The sequence below is a fragment of the Ekhidna sp. genome (assembly GCF_965212185.1).
In the GTDB taxonomy this organism is placed as follows: domain Bacteria; phylum Bacteroidota; class Bacteroidia; order Cytophagales; family Cyclobacteriaceae; genus Ekhidna.
On the sequence record NZ_OZ243102.1, the window covers coordinates 3,477,204 to 3,495,019 of the forward strand.

15 protein-coding genes are annotated in these 17,816 nt (G+C 38.9%); 4 read left to right on the forward strand and 11 right to left on the reverse strand.

Annotated elements, in window-relative coordinates:
• The first annotated feature begins 39 nt into the window (after positions 1–39).
• Complete coding sequence (locus ACOMC3_RS15160) at positions 40–714, forward strand: hypothetical protein (RefSeq protein WP_420316729.1); 675 nt, start codon at positions 40–42, stop codon at positions 712–714.
• Between the two features lie 119 nt (positions 715–833).
• Positions 834–1,487: a lysoplasmalogenase gene (locus ACOMC3_RS15165; protein ID WP_420316730.1), complete on the forward strand. Its 654-nt coding sequence runs from the start codon at positions 834–836 to the stop codon at positions 1,485–1,487.
• A 117-nt stretch (positions 1,488–1,604) separates the two neighbouring features.
• Here ACOMC3_RS15165 and ACOMC3_RS15170 read toward each other — a convergent pair whose 3' ends face one another.
• The 5 genes from ACOMC3_RS15170 to ACOMC3_RS15190 all read right to left on the reverse strand — a co-directional run bounded on the left by ACOMC3_RS15170 (position 1,605) and on the right by ACOMC3_RS15190 (position 5,960).
• The gene (locus tag ACOMC3_RS15170) at positions 1,605–2,495 is read right to left on the reverse strand and encodes a hypothetical protein (protein ID WP_420316731.1); all 891 of its coding nucleotides are present in this window, start codon (positions 2,493–2,495) and stop codon (positions 1,605–1,607) included.
• A gap of 125 nt (positions 2,496–2,620) precedes the next feature.
• Positions 2,621–3,739, reverse strand: coding sequence for a molecular chaperone DnaJ (gene dnaJ, locus ACOMC3_RS15175; protein WP_420316732.1), 1,119 nt, complete (start codon positions 3,737–3,739; stop codon positions 2,621–2,623).
• Between the two features lies 1 nt (position 3,740).
• Complete coding sequence (locus ACOMC3_RS15180; protein ID WP_420316733.1) at positions 3,741–4,319, reverse strand: nucleotide exchange factor GrpE; 579 nt, start codon at positions 4,317–4,319, stop codon at positions 3,741–3,743.
• Between the two features lie 72 nt (positions 4,320–4,391).
• Positions 4,392–5,378, reverse strand: coding sequence for a GTPase ObgE (gene obgE, locus ACOMC3_RS15185; RefSeq protein WP_420316734.1), 987 nt, complete (start codon positions 5,376–5,378; stop codon positions 4,392–4,394).
• Positions 5,379–5,384: 6 nt separating this feature from the next.
• Positions 5,385–5,960 (reverse strand): adenylate kinase, encoded by a 576-nt coding sequence (locus ACOMC3_RS15190; RefSeq protein WP_420316735.1) that lies wholly within the window; start codon positions 5,958–5,960, stop codon positions 5,385–5,387.
• 92 nt (positions 5,961–6,052) lie between these two features.
• Here ACOMC3_RS15190 and ACOMC3_RS15195 point away from each other — a divergent pair, with 92 nt between their 5' ends.
• Positions 6,053–6,502, forward strand: coding sequence for a hypothetical protein (locus ACOMC3_RS15195; RefSeq protein ID WP_420316736.1), 450 nt, complete (start codon positions 6,053–6,055; stop codon positions 6,500–6,502).
• On the opposite strand, the gene sdaAA is transcribed toward ACOMC3_RS15195, so the two are convergent.
• Positions 6,499–7,410, reverse strand: a complete 912-nt coding sequence (gene sdaAA / locus ACOMC3_RS15200; protein ID WP_420316737.1) for an L-serine ammonia-lyase, iron-sulfur-dependent, subunit alpha — start codon at positions 7,408–7,410, stop codon at positions 6,499–6,501. The genes ACOMC3_RS15195 and sdaAA overlap by 4 nt on opposite strands.
• A gap of 62 nt (positions 7,411–7,472) precedes the next feature.
• Between sdaAA and hemE the strand changes: the two genes are divergently transcribed.
• Positions 7,473–8,513 (forward strand): uroporphyrinogen decarboxylase, encoded by a 1,041-nt coding sequence (gene hemE, locus ACOMC3_RS15205; RefSeq protein ID WP_420316738.1) that lies wholly within the window; start codon positions 7,473–7,475, stop codon positions 8,511–8,513.
• Here hemE and ACOMC3_RS15210 read toward each other — a convergent pair.
• The 5 genes from ACOMC3_RS15210 to porU all read right to left on the reverse strand — a co-directional run bounded on the left by ACOMC3_RS15210 (position 8,507) and on the right by porU (position 17,784).
• Positions 8,507–10,843 carry a response regulator gene (locus ACOMC3_RS15210; RefSeq protein ID WP_420316739.1) on the reverse strand — a complete coding sequence of 779 codons (2,337 nt, stop codon included), beginning with the start codon at positions 10,841–10,843 and terminating at the stop codon, positions 8,507–8,509. The two genes, hemE and ACOMC3_RS15210, sit on opposite strands and share 7 nt — an antisense overlap.
• Positions 10,844–10,860: 17 nt before the next feature.
• Positions 10,861–11,859, reverse strand: a complete 999-nt coding sequence (locus tag ACOMC3_RS15215; protein ID WP_420316740.1) for a bifunctional heptose 7-phosphate kinase/heptose 1-phosphate adenyltransferase — start codon at positions 11,857–11,859, stop codon at positions 10,861–10,863.
• A 1-nt stretch (position 11,860) separates the two neighbouring features.
• Positions 11,861–13,057, reverse strand: a complete 1,197-nt coding sequence (locus tag ACOMC3_RS15220) for a pyridoxal phosphate-dependent aminotransferase (RefSeq protein WP_420316741.1) — start codon at positions 13,055–13,057, stop codon at positions 11,861–11,863.
• A gap of 88 nt (positions 13,058–13,145) precedes the next feature.
• Positions 13,146–14,357 (reverse strand): type IX secretion system outer membrane channel protein PorV, encoded by a 1,212-nt coding sequence (gene porV, locus ACOMC3_RS15225; protein WP_420316742.1) that lies wholly within the window; start codon positions 14,355–14,357, stop codon positions 13,146–13,148.
• Between the two features lie 100 nt (positions 14,358–14,457).
• Positions 14,458–17,784: a type IX secretion system sortase PorU gene (porU, locus tag ACOMC3_RS15230; protein WP_420316743.1), complete on the reverse strand. Its 3,327-nt coding sequence runs from the start codon at positions 17,782–17,784 to the stop codon at positions 14,458–14,460.
• Positions 17,785–17,816: the final 32 nt, after the last annotated feature.

Below are 17,816 nucleotides of genomic sequence, written 5' to 3' on the forward strand. Positions count from 1 at the left end.
TTATTTAAATAGTTATAATTGTAGTTAAAATATTAAGCTATGGATCACCGAATCAACCCATTTGGTGCATTGATCCTTGCTGTGCTTACTCTCACCATTTGTATGCCCAGCAGATCATTAGCACAATCTGTGTCAATAACTGATTGGCAAAATCTTTCATTTGTAAGCTACGAACACATAACAAATGACAGTGCATCAATATTTGACCTTCAATTTGAAGCAGACAACTTCTTCCTTTCTGGTCAGGCCGTAACCATTTTCAATGATTATGACAGCCTAGATCTAAATTCTTTTGAAGTACTACCTGACGAAGACAATAGGATGAAAATTAAAGGATACCTAATCAACTCTCAATCAAAGCAAAAGCTTTGGTGGATTTCTGCCGTTAGTTTCCTACCAAGTAAGAAAGATGTAAATCTGGTAAGCGGCAACTTTATCCAGTTTGCTGCATATAACAAACTGGAAAATGCAGAAAGAGGATTAGCCTTTTTTAACGCATTCAATTTGGATATTGTGTACGTTGGGGATATGTATAAGCTGGTATTGCCTTACGACAGGAACACCTTAAATAAAGCCATAGAAACTTATGAAGATTATGATATATGGAGCGTGAAGTATGCTGCTGCTAAGGTTATTAGGGAAGCTAATCCGAATATGATAGTAAGTTCTGTTTCGAATTTTAAAAAGAGTGATGATATTCAGACATTTAGGTAATCAATAGCGTATAAACTTCTTGTAATGCGACTCACCTTTCCCAAGTGCTGTCTTTGATGACGTTTAGTTGCCAATTACATTCGCCCTTTTTAGATTACCACTTCTAAAATTCGTTATCCATGCCTAACCTAATTCTTTGGATCTACATCGCCGTGTCTGCTGCAAATGTTGTGGCAAAAATCATCCCATCAGAAGAATTGGATCATTTCACCAAACCCCTGTTGATGCCACTTTTGATCCTTTATGTTTACAAATCAAGTATTGGAAAAACTACTGCCAGAATATTGATGATAAGTGTTGCTTTATTATTTTCCTGGTTAGGGGATGTATCACTGATGTACCAGGCAAACGAAACATTCTTTATGACAGGGATTGGATTGTTTCTAATGGCTCAGGTTTTATATGTTTTAATCTTGCGAAAATCTACCTATCAAATTCCTCAATTTAATTTAGTCACAGCAGCTCCCTTGCTCTTATATGGAGTAGCACTTCTATACTTATTGTTGCCAGCTGGTGATTTTACCTTACCTATAATAGTCTATGGATCTGTAATCATGACAATGGCTATTATGGCTCGATTAAGATCCGGACATACTACAGAGGAGAGTTATCAACTTGCATTGTATGGGAGTCTCTTATTTGTACTATCAGATTCAATCCTCGCATTTAATGCCTTTCATTCAGCAATCCCTTATGCAGGCGTGTTTATTATGTCGACCTACTGTGCAGCGCAGCTGCTGTTGGTGAGGGGGTTGTTGGTGCATGTAGAATAAGGGCTTAACCACAAAGAACACAAAGAATATCACTAAGAGCACAAAGAGGTATATCAGAAAACTCAGTGAGCTTTGTTAAAACTCCGTGACCTCTGTCGTTAAAGATCTTTGCGACAATTAATCGGTGTACTTGAAGCGGACCATACCAAGTGCTACATCTACATCGAAAGTGAGTAGATTTTCTGCATTTGCATCATAGCTCATGTTGACAAACACATTTTTTTCAACCTCTTCAAATCCTTTTGCAATTTTTACAGCACACAATGGGGAATCTCGAATGTAAATGATAACTGGGGTGCCATCACGAGGAAGGAGTATTTCTAAATTACCTGCTCCAACAGAAGCATCCACAGTACATTTTTCTGTCATTTCTCTTTCGAAATCAAGAAGCACGTTACCAAAACCGATTTTGGTAATCACATTTTTTGCTCTTGCCAATTCCATTCTTCTAGCTACGATAGATCCAAAGTCAGCCTTCACAAAGAAAGTGTCCATTTGAATTGGATTCATATTTCCATCGTCATAGCCGACAACAATGTCTGCACTTCCGGATTTGATTTTTAAACGCTGAACTGAAGTTCCAGTCAGGTTAACATCGGCATTGCCAAAACCGTAAATTAAGTTGAGCTTATAAACGTCATTATCATTAAGGTTGACTTTCCAAAAGTCATTTTCTTTCTCGTTGCGAGAAACGGCCATACTGAAACTATCTCCAAAACCAGAAGAGCTATATTCATCCAAAACAAGCTTAGCATGAAGTGTTTTGTTTTTTACCTTATTGGCAAAAGAAGGATTAATCTTCTCAAGATTTGGATTGCCATAGATCGTTAATGGATTATCATCCTCATCAGATTGCTTTAATAAACAATTAGTGGCTGTTGCTTTAAGATAAAAATTAACGGTATCGAATTCAGGAGATTTCTTTACTGTGTAGAACTTCTTAAGCTGTGCAAACGCACTCAGACTCATTAGCAGGGATATACCTGCCATCAATACCAACCGCAACATGGATTGTTATTACGCAAACGTTATTCTGAGGTTACGTTTTTGATGCTATCGCGTTAAATATTTTTAAAATAAAAAAGGTGTGAAGTTATTATACCCCACACCTTTATAAAATTTCATTGATTTTCTTAGAAGAATTCCTTCATCCGTTCGAAGAAACTCTTATCTGATTTTCCGGGATCAGGCTGAAAATTCGGAGATTCCTTTAGGGCTTCAAGTGCTTCTTTTTCATCTGAGCTTAGTTTTTTTGGTGTCCAAACATTTACATGCACCAACTGATCACCCTGCCCATAACCTTCAACAGACTTAATCCCTTTTCCTCTTAGCCGCAGGATCTTTCCGCTTTGAGTACCTGGTTCAATTTTGATTTTTACTTTACCATCTATTGTGGGTACTTCAATGGAAGTGCCGAGTGCTGCATCAATGAAGCTTACATACAGGTCAAAGATGATATTGTTTCCATCTCTTTTTAATATGTCATGCTCTACTTCTTCAACCAGAATTAGCAAATCTCCAGGGATACCACCGGCTACTTCATTTCCTTTGCCTGACATAGATAATTGCATTCCGTCTGTAACACCTGCTGGTATTTTTATTGGAATTACTTCTTCTTGACGCTTTAATCCTGAGCTGTCTACTCCAGTAGCGCGACTTTCAACCGTTTGGCCACTTCCTCCACATGCTGGACAAGTAGAAGTACTCATCATCTGCCCAAGCATAGTGTTCATCACTTTTCGAACCTGACCGGTTCCGTTACAGCTTGAACAGGTCTGAAATTTTGTGTCAGGATCGACAACAAGTCTGTTTACTTTAATCTTCTTTTCAACACCATGGGCTACTTCTTCAAGAGTAAGTTTAAGCTTAATTCTGAGATTGGTTCCCTTTCTGGTTCTACGACCACCTCTACTACCGCCTCCTCCAAAAAAGCTTTCAAACGGACTCCCTCCTCCAAAGATGTCGCCAAATTGAGAGAAGATATCGTCCATATTCATGTTTCCACCTCCAAAACCTCCTCCAGCTCCTCCAACACCTTGATGACCAAACTGATCGTAGCGTTGACGCTTATCATCGTTGCTTAAAACCTCATATGCTTCGGCAGCTTCTTTAAACTTCTCTTCAGCCTCTTTATCATCAGGGTTTTTGTCGGGGTGGTATTTTATCGCAATTTTTCGATAAGCCTTTTTCAACTCATCCTTACTCGCCGAACGATCAACTCCTAATATTTCGTAATAATCTCTCTTTGCCATTTTACTGCTTCGCTCCTACAACAACTTTTGCAAATCGTACCACTGTTTCTCCCAATGTGTATCCGTTTTCGACCACATCTACAATCTTGCCTTCCAACTTTTTATCAGCTGGAATCTGAGTTATTGCTTCATGCTTTTCATCATCAAACTCATCGCCTTTCTTCACCTCCATTTTTTTCAATCCTCGATTTTGAAGTGATTTATTCAATTTATTCTGGATTAGCTCCATGCCTTCTCTAAGTGCTTTGATGTCATCACTTCCTTCGGAAGCATTCATTGCTCTTTCAAAGTCGTCAAGCACTGGCAATAAATCATTCATCAAATCTTTATTTGCAGTGCTTATGAGGTCAAGTTTTTCTTTTGAAGTTCTTCTGCGGAAGTTTTCAAACTCAGAGTACAGTCTAAGGTATTTATCTTTAGCCTCTCCAAGCTGTTCCTCTAAGGTGTGCTCAGCTGGTTTCTCCTCTTTTTTATCTTCTTTTTCCTTTTTGGTTTTCTTAGTCTGACCTTCTTCAGTTTGAGCTTCTTGCTCTTCTACGATTTCCTGCTCTTTATTCACTTTTTCTTTTGTTTCCTTCATCCTTTCAAATTGCTTAAAAGACGATCAACAATTGACAATTTCTTTGCCAATGATCACTGATGTGCCAATATGTCAGTTATTTAAAAGCTGCCAAATCTTATCCTTGAGCTCCTGAATTCCTAGGTTGGCTACACTTGAAATAAATATTGTTTCTATTTCGGGAAGTTCCTGTCTCATTTCGTTCATGAGCTCCTCATCAAGTAGGTCTGATTTAGAGATGGCCAAAAGTCTTTCCTTGTCCATTAGCTCAGGATTGTGCATTTCTAATTCACTCCGGAGGATGGCATATTCTTTTCTAATATCAGATGCATCTGCCGGGACCATGAACAACAAAATAGAATTCCGTTCGATATGTCTCAGGAAACGATTGCCTAGTCCCTTACCTTCAGCAGCACCCTCGATTATTCCTGGAATATCAGCCATAACAAATGACTTATAATCTCGATAAGGTACTACTCCAAGATTCGGAACCAAAGTGGTAAACGGATAATCAGCAATCTCAGGTTTTGCTGCTGAAACTACAGAAAGCAAGGTTGATTTACCTGCATTCGGAAACCCTACCAGCCCAACATCTGCAAGAATCTTCAATTCAAGAATGACCCAAGTTTCCTTACCTTCTATTCCGGGTTGGGCATATCTAGGAGTTTGATTCGTTGATGTTTTATAATGTGCATTTCCCTGCCCTCCTATTCCACCAGGTAGAAGGATTTTCTCCTCCCCATCTTCCATTATCTCAACGAGTTTTTCGTTGGTTTCTGAATCTCGAGCGATGGTTCCTATAGGTACTTCCAGAATAATATTTTCGCCATCCTTTCCAAATCTCCGATTTCCTTCACCGTGACCACCGTTTTCAGCGACAATGTGTTTTCGATATTTAAGATGAATCAGAGTCCAAAGCTGGCTATTGCCTCTTAATATAATATTGCCACCATGGCCACCATCACCTCCGTCTGGCCCACCTTTTGGTACATGTTTTTCTCTTCTGAAATGAACAGATCCAGCTCCGCCATCACCGGATTTGGCATAGAATTTTACATAATCTATAAAGTTGGAATCCATTGGTCTTTAGACCTCTATTGCAGAAACCGTCTTATCGATCTCTCTTGATATCTCTTCAATATCACCGATACCATTCACTCTAGATAGTCTGCCTTGTTCTTGATAGAAAGGTAACACATGTGCAGTCTTATTGAAGTATTCACTGATCCTTCGATCCAGTTTATCAGAGGCATCATCTGCTCTATTCTCTAACTGCTTACGTTTAGCAATTCTTTGTCTCACTTCGTCCTCTGTCACTTTCAATTCAATGACAGAGTGAATTTTAGTACCCATGGATTCCATGAGATTGTCTAAGGCGATGGCCTGATCTACGGTCCGTGGGAATCCATCAAATAAGAAACCCGTCGCTTCTGGATTCTTTTCTACCTCATGCTTCAACATGGCTATCGTGATATCGTCAGAAACCAGTTGACCACTGTCCATGATTTCTTTGACTTTCTTACCTAGCTCGGTATCATTTTTGGTATGCCACCTAAACAAATCACCTGTAGAAATGTGGCACAATCCGAACTTCTCAATTAATCGCTCACTTTGAGTGCCTTTCCCAGCTCCCGGAGGACCAAACAAAATAATATTTAGCATACCTTCAATTTGTAAAAAGCGACAAAGATAAGGGCTAAAATTGTTTCTGACAGCCTGATTTTGAAGTAGTATCACTAAGTTAGCCACAAGAAATGGCTACCGTACTAAAATACTTTACAGTTTACTTCCTTAGTGGGCTCAAATTCATATTTGGACCCACTTTTGGTGTGGCGAATGATCTGCCCATCATAGCCACTATTATTCTTACTTCACTAGGAATGATGACCACCATCTACCTATTTACTTTTTTTGGTGATGAGATTAGAAAATTTTTTTCTCGATTCAGAAAAAATAAACGAGTTTTTACCAAAAGGAATAGAAGGTTCGTTATGCTATGGAAAAAATTTGGATTAAAAGGATTATGCATCCTTACTCCCCTCATACTAACACCTCCAGGAGGAGGACTGTTAGTTAATTTAATAAGCTCTAAGAAAAAATTGATTTTGAAATGGATGTGGATCAGTGCTGTATTATGGAGCACCATCATCACTTTGCTAATAAAGTATGCCTTTTGGCTGGTTGAGGATTTTATTCCTTCTTAATCTGCTCCCTCTGTTTCATCATCAAGAATTTCAATGTCCTGAATCAAAACTCTTTTAGAAATAGCTCTCCCCGTTGGTGTAGCTGCAAGTCCTCCCATTGCAGTTTCTTTATATCTTGCTTCCATACTTTGACCTACTTCACCCATTGCGTCAACACACTCATCAACAGGAATAACGGGGCTAACATCTGCCAAAGCAATCTGCGCCGACGAGTTGGCAATTGCGGCTGCACTGGCATTTCTTACCACACATGGTATTTCTACCAGACCGGCAACCGGGTCACATACAAGACCTAGCATACATTGAATAGTAATGGCCACTGCATTGAAAATTTGATCATTATTACCTCCTAAACAATAGGTAATTCCCGCTGACGCCATGGCTGCAGCTGCGCCTGTCTCTGCCTGACACCCTCCAACTGCACCAGCAATAGACGCACGTTTTTCCAATATCAGGGCAACACCAGCACCAATGAGAAGGGCTTCATATATATTTTTATCCGGGATATCATGAATTTCCTGTAATGTCACTAAGGTACCTGGAAGAATACCACTAGCCCCTGCTGTTGGAGCAGCCACCACTCTCCCCATACATGAGTTTACTTCTTTTGCAGCAAGTGCTCGGGCAATTAGTTTTTGGAATTCAGGAGATAGGACTGTCTTTGGAAAGTTCATCACTTTCTTTGCGCCATTATTGATCATGCCCGAATAAGAACTCATATCCTCTTCAAGGCCTGACTTAACAGCTTCTTTCATGACCTGATAGGCTTGGTCGATTCCTGCCCAAATATCAGATTCAGCTTTACCTTTTTGGTTAATTTCAAAATCAAGGACAGGCTGGAATAAGGGAATATCATTCTTCTCACACTCTTTTTTCCACTCTTCGAAACTGTTAAATAAAACGCCCATACTCAAAGATACAATTTGTTTGACCGATTTAACCGGTCCATTAAGTTCTGAGTTTCCTGTAGATGCGTATTTTTGCGGCCATGCTAAAAAATGACCTTATTCTGAGAGCTGCCCGAGGGGAAAAGACAGAAAGAACACCAATTTGGTTGATGAGACAAGCAGGTCGAATCCTGCCAGAATACCGCGCAGTGAGAAACAGCTTATCTGGCTTTAAAGAGCTGGTGGAAACACCAGAAAGAGCTGCTGAAGTGACGATTCAACCAGTGGATATTTTGGGGGTAGATGCTGCAATTATATTTTCAGATATTCTAGTCATCCCTGAGGCAATGGGTCTTACTTATGAAATGGTGGAAAAGAAAGGTCCTCATTTCCCAAAAACCGTTCAAAGTAAGGCTGATATTAAAGCTTTGAAAATTGCTGATCCTTCAGATTTAAGTTATGTGTATGAGGCCATTAAAATTACTAAAACTGAATTGAATGGAAGAGTGCCATTAATCGGATTTGCCGGAGCACCATGGACTATATTTTCTTATATGATCGAGGGTGGAGGAAGTAAGACATTTTCAAAGGCACGAAGGCTTCTGTACTCGGATACTGAGCTCGCTGATCAGCTGCTGAATATGATAACAGAGTCGACCATAGGATATCTTAAAAAGCAAGTGGAATCAGGTGCTGATATGCTCCAAATTTTTGACTCATGGGCAGGCGTACTACCCTCTGAACATTATTCCAGGTTTTCATTGAAGTATATTTCTAGAATATGTGATGCAATAAATGACGTACCAATCACTGTCTTCGCAAAAGGTGCTTGGTGGGCACTTCCTGAGATGAAGGATATTAATTGCCATACGGTAGGGTTAGATTGGAATATGAATCCAGAGGAAGCAAGATCATTGTTTCCAAATAAAACTTTACAGGGAAATCTTGATCCTTGTGCATTATATGGGAGTCTGGATACAATTAAATCTGAGACACAAAAAATGCTACATGCATTTGGTGATCATCCGCACATCGCTAATCTTGGTCACGGTGTTTATCCTGACACGGACCCTGAAAAAGTAAAATATTTCATTGAGTGTGTGAAGGAATTATCTTCTCATTGATATTTGATGTAAGAGGCTATCTTCCTCTTTAATTCATTAGGATCGAATGGCTTGGTGATATAGTCATTCATGCCAGCCGCAATTACATCTTGACGAACCTTAAGAAGTGCTGATGCTGTTAATGCAATGATTGGGGTCTTTTCATCAAACATGCGAATTTTCCGAGTAGCCTTATACCCATCCATTATTGGCATTTGAAGGTCCATGAGTACAAGGTCATATTTATTAGCCTCCATCATTTCTACGCCTTCCTGCCCATTGCGAGCTACCTCCACTCTTAATTCCCATTTTTTTAGAAACTTTTCGGCAACCATTATATTCATCTGGTTATCCTCAACGAGCAATATTTTCTTACCCGTAATTATGTTAGAATCTGCCTCCTCTTGTTCTGCATGATCTACCTCCTCAGTTAGCACCTTTTTAAAACTCAGATCAAACCAGAAGATTGTACCAGATCCGGGTTCACTTTTAACATAAATCTCTGAACCCACCATATTCAATATTTTTCTAATGATGGCTAAACCTAATCCAGTACCGCCAAACTCACGTGTCGTAGATGATCCAGCTTGAGTGAATCGTTCAAAAATTACTTTTTGCTTATCATATGGAATCCCAATACCTGAATCTAATACTTCTGTTCTAACGGTTTGAATTCGCTCATCTTCATTCAGCAAAGTTGTCTTTAACTTGACATATCCTTTGGATGTGAACTTAAGTGCATTGTTTATTAGATTATTGAGCACCTGGTAAATCCGAGTCTGATCAGCTAGTACCAGAGGATGCATCTTGTCATCCAATTCCAAGATCAGGCTAATACCTTTTTCATTTGCTAAAGCACTATGTGCCTTAATTATTTTGGCAGAAAGAGTTCGCAGATTTACTTCAGTAAACTCGAATTCAATAGCTCCTGATTCCAATTTATTATAATCAAGAATATCATTTATCAAGGCGGTTAGATGCTCTGCGGAAAATTGCAGGGACTCTAAACTTTCCTTTTGATCTTTTCTTGGACTTTCATTAATCAGAAAATGCGAAATCCCAACCACCGCATTTAATGGCGTACGAATCTCATGGGAAATTGTGCTCAAGAAATCTGTCTTGGCTTTGGAAGCAGCTTCCGCAGCATCTTTTGCCTTCTTAAGCGAGTGAGCAAACCTATAAGACAGAATCAGTGATTGGAAGAAAAAGAATAAAATGAATCCAATGAATGTCAGAAAGGTATTTTCCTGAACAGGAGTCAGATATACAGAAATCAGATAGACGGCCACCATAAACACAATTCCAGTACTTGCGAATGCGTATTGAGCACCTGTTCTGTTTCTTTTATATGCGATCCAGTAAACATAGATGAGATAAAAAATTGCTGCTATTACTAGTATAAAGTATGGCTCTACCAGCTTCGTAAAAACAATTGGTGGTGCAAAAAGTGATAGCAATGAAAAAATTCCGGAGATTACCGAAAAACCAAGCAAAATAGTTCTCTTGCTATCTTCCGGATACAGTAAATAACTATATATAGTAAATATGCCGCATGGAATAAAAAGGGCTAGATATTCAGCCCTGATAATAAGATCCCATTTCATATTCGGATATAGTGCATGAATAGCGTATTCACCACTTCCTACCATTCGATAGCTGAATGTCAGACAAAACAGTGCAAAGAACAACACTGATCTTTCGTGCTGTCCAAACATAAAAAGGCCTAGAAAAAATAGGCCACCCATAATTAAGCTTCCACTTAATAGAAAGTCATAGCTAAAATCAAAATCTCGTTTCGCATTTAAAACTTTACGATCGCCTATCATTATTGGCTCGCGCACACCTCCTTTGGTATGCCTGAAATTTGAAACATGAATTATAAATTCCAAAGTATTTCTAAACCTTGCGATAGGTATCACTTGAGGCATCCAATCTGGAGTAGATGATTCCAATGATTTCCCGACCTTACCGTTTCTGCCTATTTCAAAACCATCATAAAAAAGTACATAGGAGTTGTAAGATTCACCTAATGATATTGCCAGCTGTGGAGTTTTAGGGGGCAACAATACTCGAACTCTATAAGTAGCATATCCCTGATCTGTTAGTTCCGTTCCATTTCTAGTGACCCCTCCATTCCAAAGTTTGGGAAATTCATAATAGTCTTTTTCATGCAAGTCTATTGAATCGGGCTTGACTAATTTTTCCCAATAGAATTCCCATTCGCCGTTAAGCGTTACCGAATTATTTTGAAGATCAACTTTTGATAAATCTATAACCCCATCAATAACCTCCTGAGCGGAAACATTGATTAATGAAAGGAGAACGGCCAGGGTAATTAGGGTCTTCTTCATGGCTGACAACAGCCAAATTAAAGATATTTTTTGAGTATCGGATTTTCTTTAGCCTCTTGAAATAATTTTTCTTTATCAATAGGCACTACTCCAGGCAATTCGCAAACCATTCCACCACCAATATTAGCCATTTCAGCTATGAATTCTAAAGGTAGCCCAAGTGTGAGGCAAAGGCCTGCAATGCTGATAACTGTATCACCAGCCCCTAATACTTCAACAATTTGGCGTGGGTGTGCATTTAATTTACCAGATTCGGTACCGGAATCGTAGAAGATACCATTTTTCGAAAGCGTAATAAAATAATTATTTGCTTCGACGCTTTGTTTAAGTTGAGTAGCTGCACTTGAAAGTTCTGACTCATCTAATGCATCAAACTCAATATCCAAGCCGTCCTGGAGGTCAGCTACATTCACTTTGAATAATGATACTCCTTGATAATTAGTGAAATTTCTCCTTTTCGGATCAACGGCGATTGGTATGTTTTTGCTTTTAGCTAATTTGATTGTTTCCTCAATTACTTCTGGATTGATTGTTCCTTTGTCATAATCTTCAAAAATCACTAAATCACATTCATCAAGTAAATTTTTAATGTGATGAAGTAATGATTTCTGATCCAGATCTATCAATGGATGAACATCTTCATTATCAACACGGATTAAATGTTGTAATCCAGATGTTATCCTAAGCTTAGTAGTTGTCACCCTATTTTGGCTTCTAATTATACCCTTATTAGGCATGTTTTCATACTCCAGGAGCTGTTCAAATGCTTCTCCATCTGGATCATCTCCAACCACTGAGCAGAGTATCGGAGTTGCCCCAAGGGCACGGATGTTCATCGCCACGTTAGCAGCGCCACCCAATCTTTTTTCTTTCTTTTCAAGTGTAAGAACAGGGACAGGGGCTTCTTTAGATATTTTGCTTGCCTTTCCTCTCATGTAGTAATCAACAACTACATCCCCAACCACTAAAACTGTTTTATCCTTAAAAGCCTCAAATACGTCTTCAATTGATTTCATCTCATGACAATTTAGCAAGTGATACAGTCATTTGTGCAATGGCTTTTTTCAAATCCTCGTCTGAGGCCGCATAAGAAAGTCTAAGACATTCTGGGTCACCGAATGCCTCACCGGTAACCAATGAAACATGTGCATCTTCAAGCAAAAACATACACAAGTCATTGACAGTATTGATCTTAATTTCTCCATAAGACTTGCCGATGTAATGACTCACGTTAGGGAAAAAATAAAAAGCCCCCTGAGGCATATTGACCTCAAAACCTGGAATTTCCTTCAGTAGCTTATAGACAAGCTCTCTTCTGTGCTCATAAGCCTTTGCCATCTCCTTTGTAGGCTCCATAGAACCATTTAAAGCAGCAAGAGCGGCTCTTTGAGCTATCGAACAATTTCCAGAAGTGTACTGACCTTGCATTTTGTTTGCTGCTTTGGCAATCCATTGTGGAGCGCCAATATACCCTACCCTCCAGCCAGTCATGGCAAAGCCTTTTGAAAATCCATTTACAGTAACTGTACGATCAATCATCCCATCAATAGTTCCAATACTTTCATGCTTGTCTCCAAAATTGATCAGCTCATAAATCTCATCTGAGATTATAGTAATGTCTTCTCTATTTTTCAACACCTCTGCAAAATCCACCAAATCATCGCGCGTAAACACGGATCCTGTTGGATTGCAAGGAGAAGAGAATATAATTGCCTTGGTTTTTTCAGTGATGGCAGCTTGCACCTGCGCTGCTGTTGCCTTGAAATCGTTTTCAATGGTACCTCTGACAAACACGGGCTTACCCTCTGCAAGCAATATCATTGCAGAGTAGCTAACCCAGTAAGGAGTTAATACAATAACTTCATCTCCTGGATTGAGAATAGCCATAAAAACATTGGCGATCGATTGTTTCGCTCCATTTGATACAACTATTTGATCTGGTCCGTACTTCAATCCATTATCTCGATCAAATTTTTCTGATATCGCTTTTCTTAGATCAGGATACCCGTTGACAGGTGGATAAGCAAAGTAATTTCCTGAATTAATCGCTTCAATTGCACCTTCTTTTATGTGTTTTGGAGTCTTGAAGTCAGGCTCACCAAGGCTTAGGCTAATCACCTCAACCCCCTTTTCTTTCATCTCACGGGCTTTTGCAGCCATAGCCAGTGTAGCTGATTCAGGAATACTTTTAATACGATTGGAAAGTGCGTTCATTTTGTGAATATTATGCCCCAAAAATAGAAAGAAGAGTCAACTCTTAATGGCTAACTCTTCCCTAAAAGATTTGTGGTTGGCTATTTAATTATTCGCCATCCTCTCTGGCGCTTTGATCCAGATTAAATAATAGAGAAATTCTTAAGGTATCTGCTAGTGGATGATTTTGTCCCTGTGGTATTAAATAGGAAAAATCGAATCCAAATATCTGGTATCTAAAACCAGCACCTACTGTGAAATATTTTCTATCTCCTTTATTTTCATGTTCAGAGAAATATCCTGCACGAGCCGAAAAGATATCTCGGTACCAATATTCTGCACCTATAGAGTAGGTTAATTCTTGAATTTCTTCTTGAAATCCTCGTGGAGCATCAGCAAATGATCCAAACGTACCAGAAAGGAGTGGTCTATCAGGATCTTTGCCCTTTGCAATCACTTTATTTCCATTGCTATCTGTCACAATATTACCATCCTGATCCGTCTCGTAGATGGGAGGAGTTGGGACCATTAGTTTGTTAATATCAAAGGCAAGTGTAATGGTATTGTATGGATCCAGATTGGTCTTGAAGGCTGAACCTATTCTGAAATTTGCCGGTATGAAGTTCTCATTACTTTCTGCACTGTATGTTACTTTCTGACCAATATTTGAAATGTGTGCACCTAAAGAAAGTTCTGAGTTTTTCCCGGAAAGCATAAATGGTTTGGTGTAATACCACCCAAGATCGACAGCTACACTTGTCCCGGCTTTTGCATCCGGTGCTCCGGTAATATTTCCAGCTAGGTTTGACCAGACAAAGCGTAGTGTTGCGCCCACACCCATATTTTCAGAAAGTTTTCTTGAATAGGTACCATCTATAGCTAATTCGCTAGGATTCTCAACACCGTTAGGATTAGCAAATTCATCATATAGTGCAATCTCTCCCAAATCAAAGTACCTGAAAGAAGCGCCAAATGTCTGTGTCTGGTCAATTTTCTTATAGAAAGAGAGATAATTGAGAGACATGTCATCCACTATATTGCCCAACCATGGTGAATATGAGAACGCAAAACCCATATCTGTGTCGATAAATGCTAATTTGGCATTGTTCCAGTGAATACTATTAGCATCTGGTGATGTAGCTACACCCACATCGCCCATTGCAGATGCTCTGCTGTCTGGAGCAAACCCAAGGAACGGTACAGCAACAGTAATTGGATTTCTTAAACTATCCTGACCAGAAATAAAGGTGGACTGTCCAAATGAGAGAACAGAAACCAAGACAAGAAGAATTGTCAATATCTTCTTCAAAAAATGATTCATTCGAATGTTTTTATAAAAGGATGCCAAACTTAACATTATCAGGTGAATACCGGTTAAAATTTTGAATAAAACTATTGTTTATCAAATACCAATTAGGTTATCAATTTACTATAACGAGCTTTTGATTGATTTCTTTTGTTGCTCCGTCTAATCTGCTTCTAATTATCATTTTGCTAAAATAAATACCCTTAATTAACGATTTTCCGGAATTGGTTTGAGCATTCCAGGGTATTTCTATGTTTCTTGAGCTGTTTTCAAAAACAAATCTTTGCTTGTTTACTACTTCACCTTTTGTGCTAAAAACCACAAATGTGATTTCAATATCTTCTTCTTCACGATCATGTTCAAATGAAAAAGTAGTTGATCCTTTTACTGGATTTGGGTAAGCTACGGCGTTATAGACAAACAAAGTAGGCTCTTCGGTTACTACAAATTCAATATCAGTTTCTGAAGCATTGTTATAAGCATCCCATACCCTGATTGTAGCTACATATCGCCCAGCTGAAAGATCTTGCAATGGATAAACTATAGAACCCTTTTTGAAATCATCTTTATCAGAAATATAGAAATCATTCAAATTAAATACCTCTTCTCCCAGTGTGAGGGTAATTCCTTGCACAACCCCAGCACTTGTTGTTGTAACGCCACTTTCATCTTCAATTTTGGCAATTAATAATGGAGAATTACCCACTAAATCACCATTTATAAACGTCGAATCATTCAGATATGCCTTAATAACAGGAGGATTTTCATCTCCTACAGGATTAGGATTTGTTCCACCAATGATAAAATTTCTGGATGATCCACCTGCATCTATATTATTTTTTTGATCCCATGCATAAAGGCTCATTTTACCTTTGAGATTTTGATAAGAAATATTTTTTGGGACAATGAATGAAAATGTGAATGTGCCTTCGGAAACCGTGGCTTCACCTCTGAAAATCGCATTACTACGAAGTGAATAGGTATAAGGTGCGCTTTCTTGCCCGAGTGTTTTGAATGACTGTTCCTCATCAAGAATGGAAACAAATAAAGTTCCGTTAAAATCATTCTTTAAGATTCCACCATTTTCAATTTGTCCTGTGATTGTGATCTCTTCTAATGCGCTCAAAGTATCCGGAGAATTGTTGAGTTTAATATCCAGTTTTGGATAGGATGGCATCATCATTGGATCGCCCAATAATGTAAAATTCCTGTTAACAGCTCCCTCTAGCCCTTCGTTTTTGGTTAATCGAATGACATCTCCAAGCCTAAGATTCTGATTTTGTTCTTTACGAAAAACATTTTCGTGAAATGCCTGATTTAGACTAAAGTTTGTGCTTGCAAAAACTGGTCTGCTTGTAGTAAGTAAAGCTATCCCTCCACCTCTTTCCAGCAATAAAAGCTCCTCTGCCCCTGAAACACTTATTGGATCATCATGTCTGCCGAACTCACAAGTCGCCGTAACGAAAATTGGCAACTTGTCTCTATTGGTCATCTCTTCAATATCCGCTTTCGTAAAAATTTCTTCCTCCATCCATAGTCTTTCATTGCCATGCCCGATAAAGTTTACCGAAAATGTCCCATTCTTGATTCTTGTCTTCAAAGCAGATCTTGCCTGTGGTGATTCTTCTGAAGAGCCTGTTCCTTCCTGAGTAAATGCATCTAGTAAAACCTTATTGATATGATATTGAGCGTATGTGGTATCGATAAGCTCCGATAAATCTTCTACGTGGCGAGAGTGAATATTGCCGTCACCATCATCAGCTACAAAGGTGATTTCATTTCGCCATTTACCGAGTGTATTGGGACTCGTTGAATAATAGATGATCTTATTGACCATTGCATTCGCTTCGCTGATGGATTTGGCTGGAAGACGGCCCACCCCTATTTCCATGGTGTGATCTCCAGATTGTGTTTCCTCCCAGTACCCTTCATCTGATTCAAAAAAGCCGAAGTAATCATCAGAAGAATAACTAAAGATTGGATGAAAACTTTGTCTAGACTCATATGTAGGGACATAGTTGGTATTGTTTGTTATACGGTCTTTATAATCATAGGAGCAATCTCCCAAAAGCAGTAAGTACTTTAATGACCTTCCATTGTCATAGACATGTTTCGCAAAATCTCGAATAGCGCTCACATCCTGTCGACCAGAAGAAAATTCATTGTATACCTGGGTGGTCGTTGCTACCTTGATATTCAGCCCGTCAAACTCCGAATGAAACTGAGCAAGTTGTTCTGCTGCAGATAGAAATTTTGGATTGGTAACTATTATTCCATCGTAGTTGGTATTGCCTCTCAGGTTTTGATTTGAAACGCTACCAAATACAAATGGTGTAGGAAATTCGCTTCCCTCAAAAACGATGTACTCTTCAATTCCTACTGACTGACTTTGAAAAATAATTTTGGAGTTCTCCACTGCAATATCTTGACTTACAACATTCGTCGGGTCTGTCACATTCCAAATGTTTGATCCAATTGCATTGGCGATTTCATATCTAAGCAAATCCCCCTGATTCCTGGCCCACCGGAAAGACGTTTCAGTATTATACAATTGCAAGGAGCGTTGAAAAGTCATCGAGTAATAATCAATATACCCTCTCTCTCCTGATGCATTTCCATCAAACGCGATATCCAACATAAACTGATTCGTAGCAGGTATGTTGAATGAATCAGTTTCTTGTCTGGCTTTTATACTGTAAGTAGTCCCAGGACCATCAGGTATAGATGCAATTGGAAGTGCCCCAATTGAATTTCCAGAAACAGCTATATTGAAAGTGCCACCTTCAGAGGATTGACTCACTCCGCTTAAAATCAGTTCAATATCAGAGGTTATTCCATCAAACCGATGAGAAAAAGACTTTGATTCGCCGCTGGAAAGCATCTCTCCATACCATCCTCTGCCAGATGAAATTAAGTTGTTCAAATCCTCTTCATAAACCACAAAATCATCGAAAGTTGTTACCGTTGTGACCGGTGATCCCTCCAGACTGGCTCTTGAAGAGATCCTTTTCCCTTCGCTTCCGTCAACATTTATGAAATAGTAAGAAGTGTCTGAATAGAAATTTTTTTCATAAAGAAATCCCTCCTTAGTCCAGATTTCTTTATCCGGGCTTAGACCATAGAATAGCAAATAGTCCGTTTGATCAAAAGATCCATCGGAATCTCCAGATACAAAAATTGAATTTTCAATAAGATCACTTGGTCTTATTACAGAATTTTCCTGAGGTAAAACTCCTTTGACACCATTTCCAAATATTTTGATTTTTCGAGGATCGATTTGGTCCGAAACTCCCAAGGCATCAAGTGTATTCCTATCAATTTTATAAATGCCCGTAGTAGTAATGCCAACCTTATACCATGATCCACTTGACAATATAGAAGTCTGTCCCCAGCCTATATGAAAGCTGAGGATACATACTATCAAGAGAATTTTTTCTTTCATCGTAATGATAAACGTCTACCCTGCTCTAAAAA

What these genes read in the sequence shown, in the direction of transcription:
- ACOMC3_RS15160 (WP_420316729.1), top strand. Translation starts at nt 40, where the DNA reads ATGGATCACCGAATCAACCCATTTGGTGCATTGATCCTTGCTGTGCTT.
- ACOMC3_RS15165 (WP_420316730.1), top strand. Translation starts at nt 834, where the DNA reads ATGCCTAACCTAATTCTTTGGATCTACATCGCCGTGTCTGCTGCAAAT.
- ACOMC3_RS15170 (WP_420316731.1), bottom strand. Translation starts at nt 2,495, where the DNA reads ATGTTGCGGTTGGTATTGATGGCAGGTATATCCCTGCTAATGAGTCTG.
- dnaJ (WP_420316732.1), bottom strand. Translation starts at nt 3,739, where the DNA reads ATGGCAAAGAGAGATTATTACGAAATATTAGGAGTTGATCGTTCGGCG.
- ACOMC3_RS15180 (WP_420316733.1), bottom strand. Translation starts at nt 4,319, where the DNA reads ATGAAGGAAACAAAAGAAAAAGTGAATAAAGAGCAGGAAATCGTAGAA.
- obgE (WP_420316734.1), bottom strand. Translation starts at nt 5,378, where the DNA reads ATGGATTCCAACTTTATAGATTATGTAAAATTCTATGCCAAATCCGGT.
- ACOMC3_RS15190 (WP_420316735.1), bottom strand. Translation starts at nt 5,960, where the DNA reads ATGCTAAATATTATTTTGTTTGGTCCTCCGGGAGCTGGGAAAGGCACT.
- ACOMC3_RS15195 (WP_420316736.1), top strand. Translation starts at nt 6,053, where the DNA reads ATGGCTACCGTACTAAAATACTTTACAGTTTACTTCCTTAGTGGGCTC.
- sdaAA (WP_420316737.1), bottom strand. Translation starts at nt 7,410, where the DNA reads ATGGGCGTTTTATTTAACAGTTTCGAAGAGTGGAAAAAAGAGTGTGAG.
- hemE (WP_420316738.1), top strand. Translation starts at nt 7,473, where the DNA reads ATGCGTATTTTTGCGGCCATGCTAAAAAATGACCTTATTCTGAGAGCT.
- ACOMC3_RS15210 (WP_420316739.1), bottom strand. Translation starts at nt 10,843, where the DNA reads ATGAAGAAGACCCTAATTACCCTGGCCGTTCTCCTTTCATTAATCAAT.
- ACOMC3_RS15215 (WP_420316740.1), bottom strand. Translation starts at nt 11,859, where the DNA reads ATGAAATCAATTGAAGACGTATTTGAGGCTTTTAAGGATAAAACAGTT.
- ACOMC3_RS15220 (WP_420316741.1), bottom strand. Translation starts at nt 13,057, where the DNA reads ATGAACGCACTTTCCAATCGTATTAAAAGTATTCCTGAATCAGCTACA.
- porV (WP_420316742.1), bottom strand. Translation starts at nt 14,357, where the DNA reads ATGAATCATTTTTTGAAGAAGATATTGACAATTCTTCTTGTCTTGGTT.
- porU (WP_420316743.1), bottom strand. Translation starts at nt 17,784, where the DNA reads ATGAAAGAAAAAATTCTCTTGATAGTATGTATCCTCAGCTTTCATATA.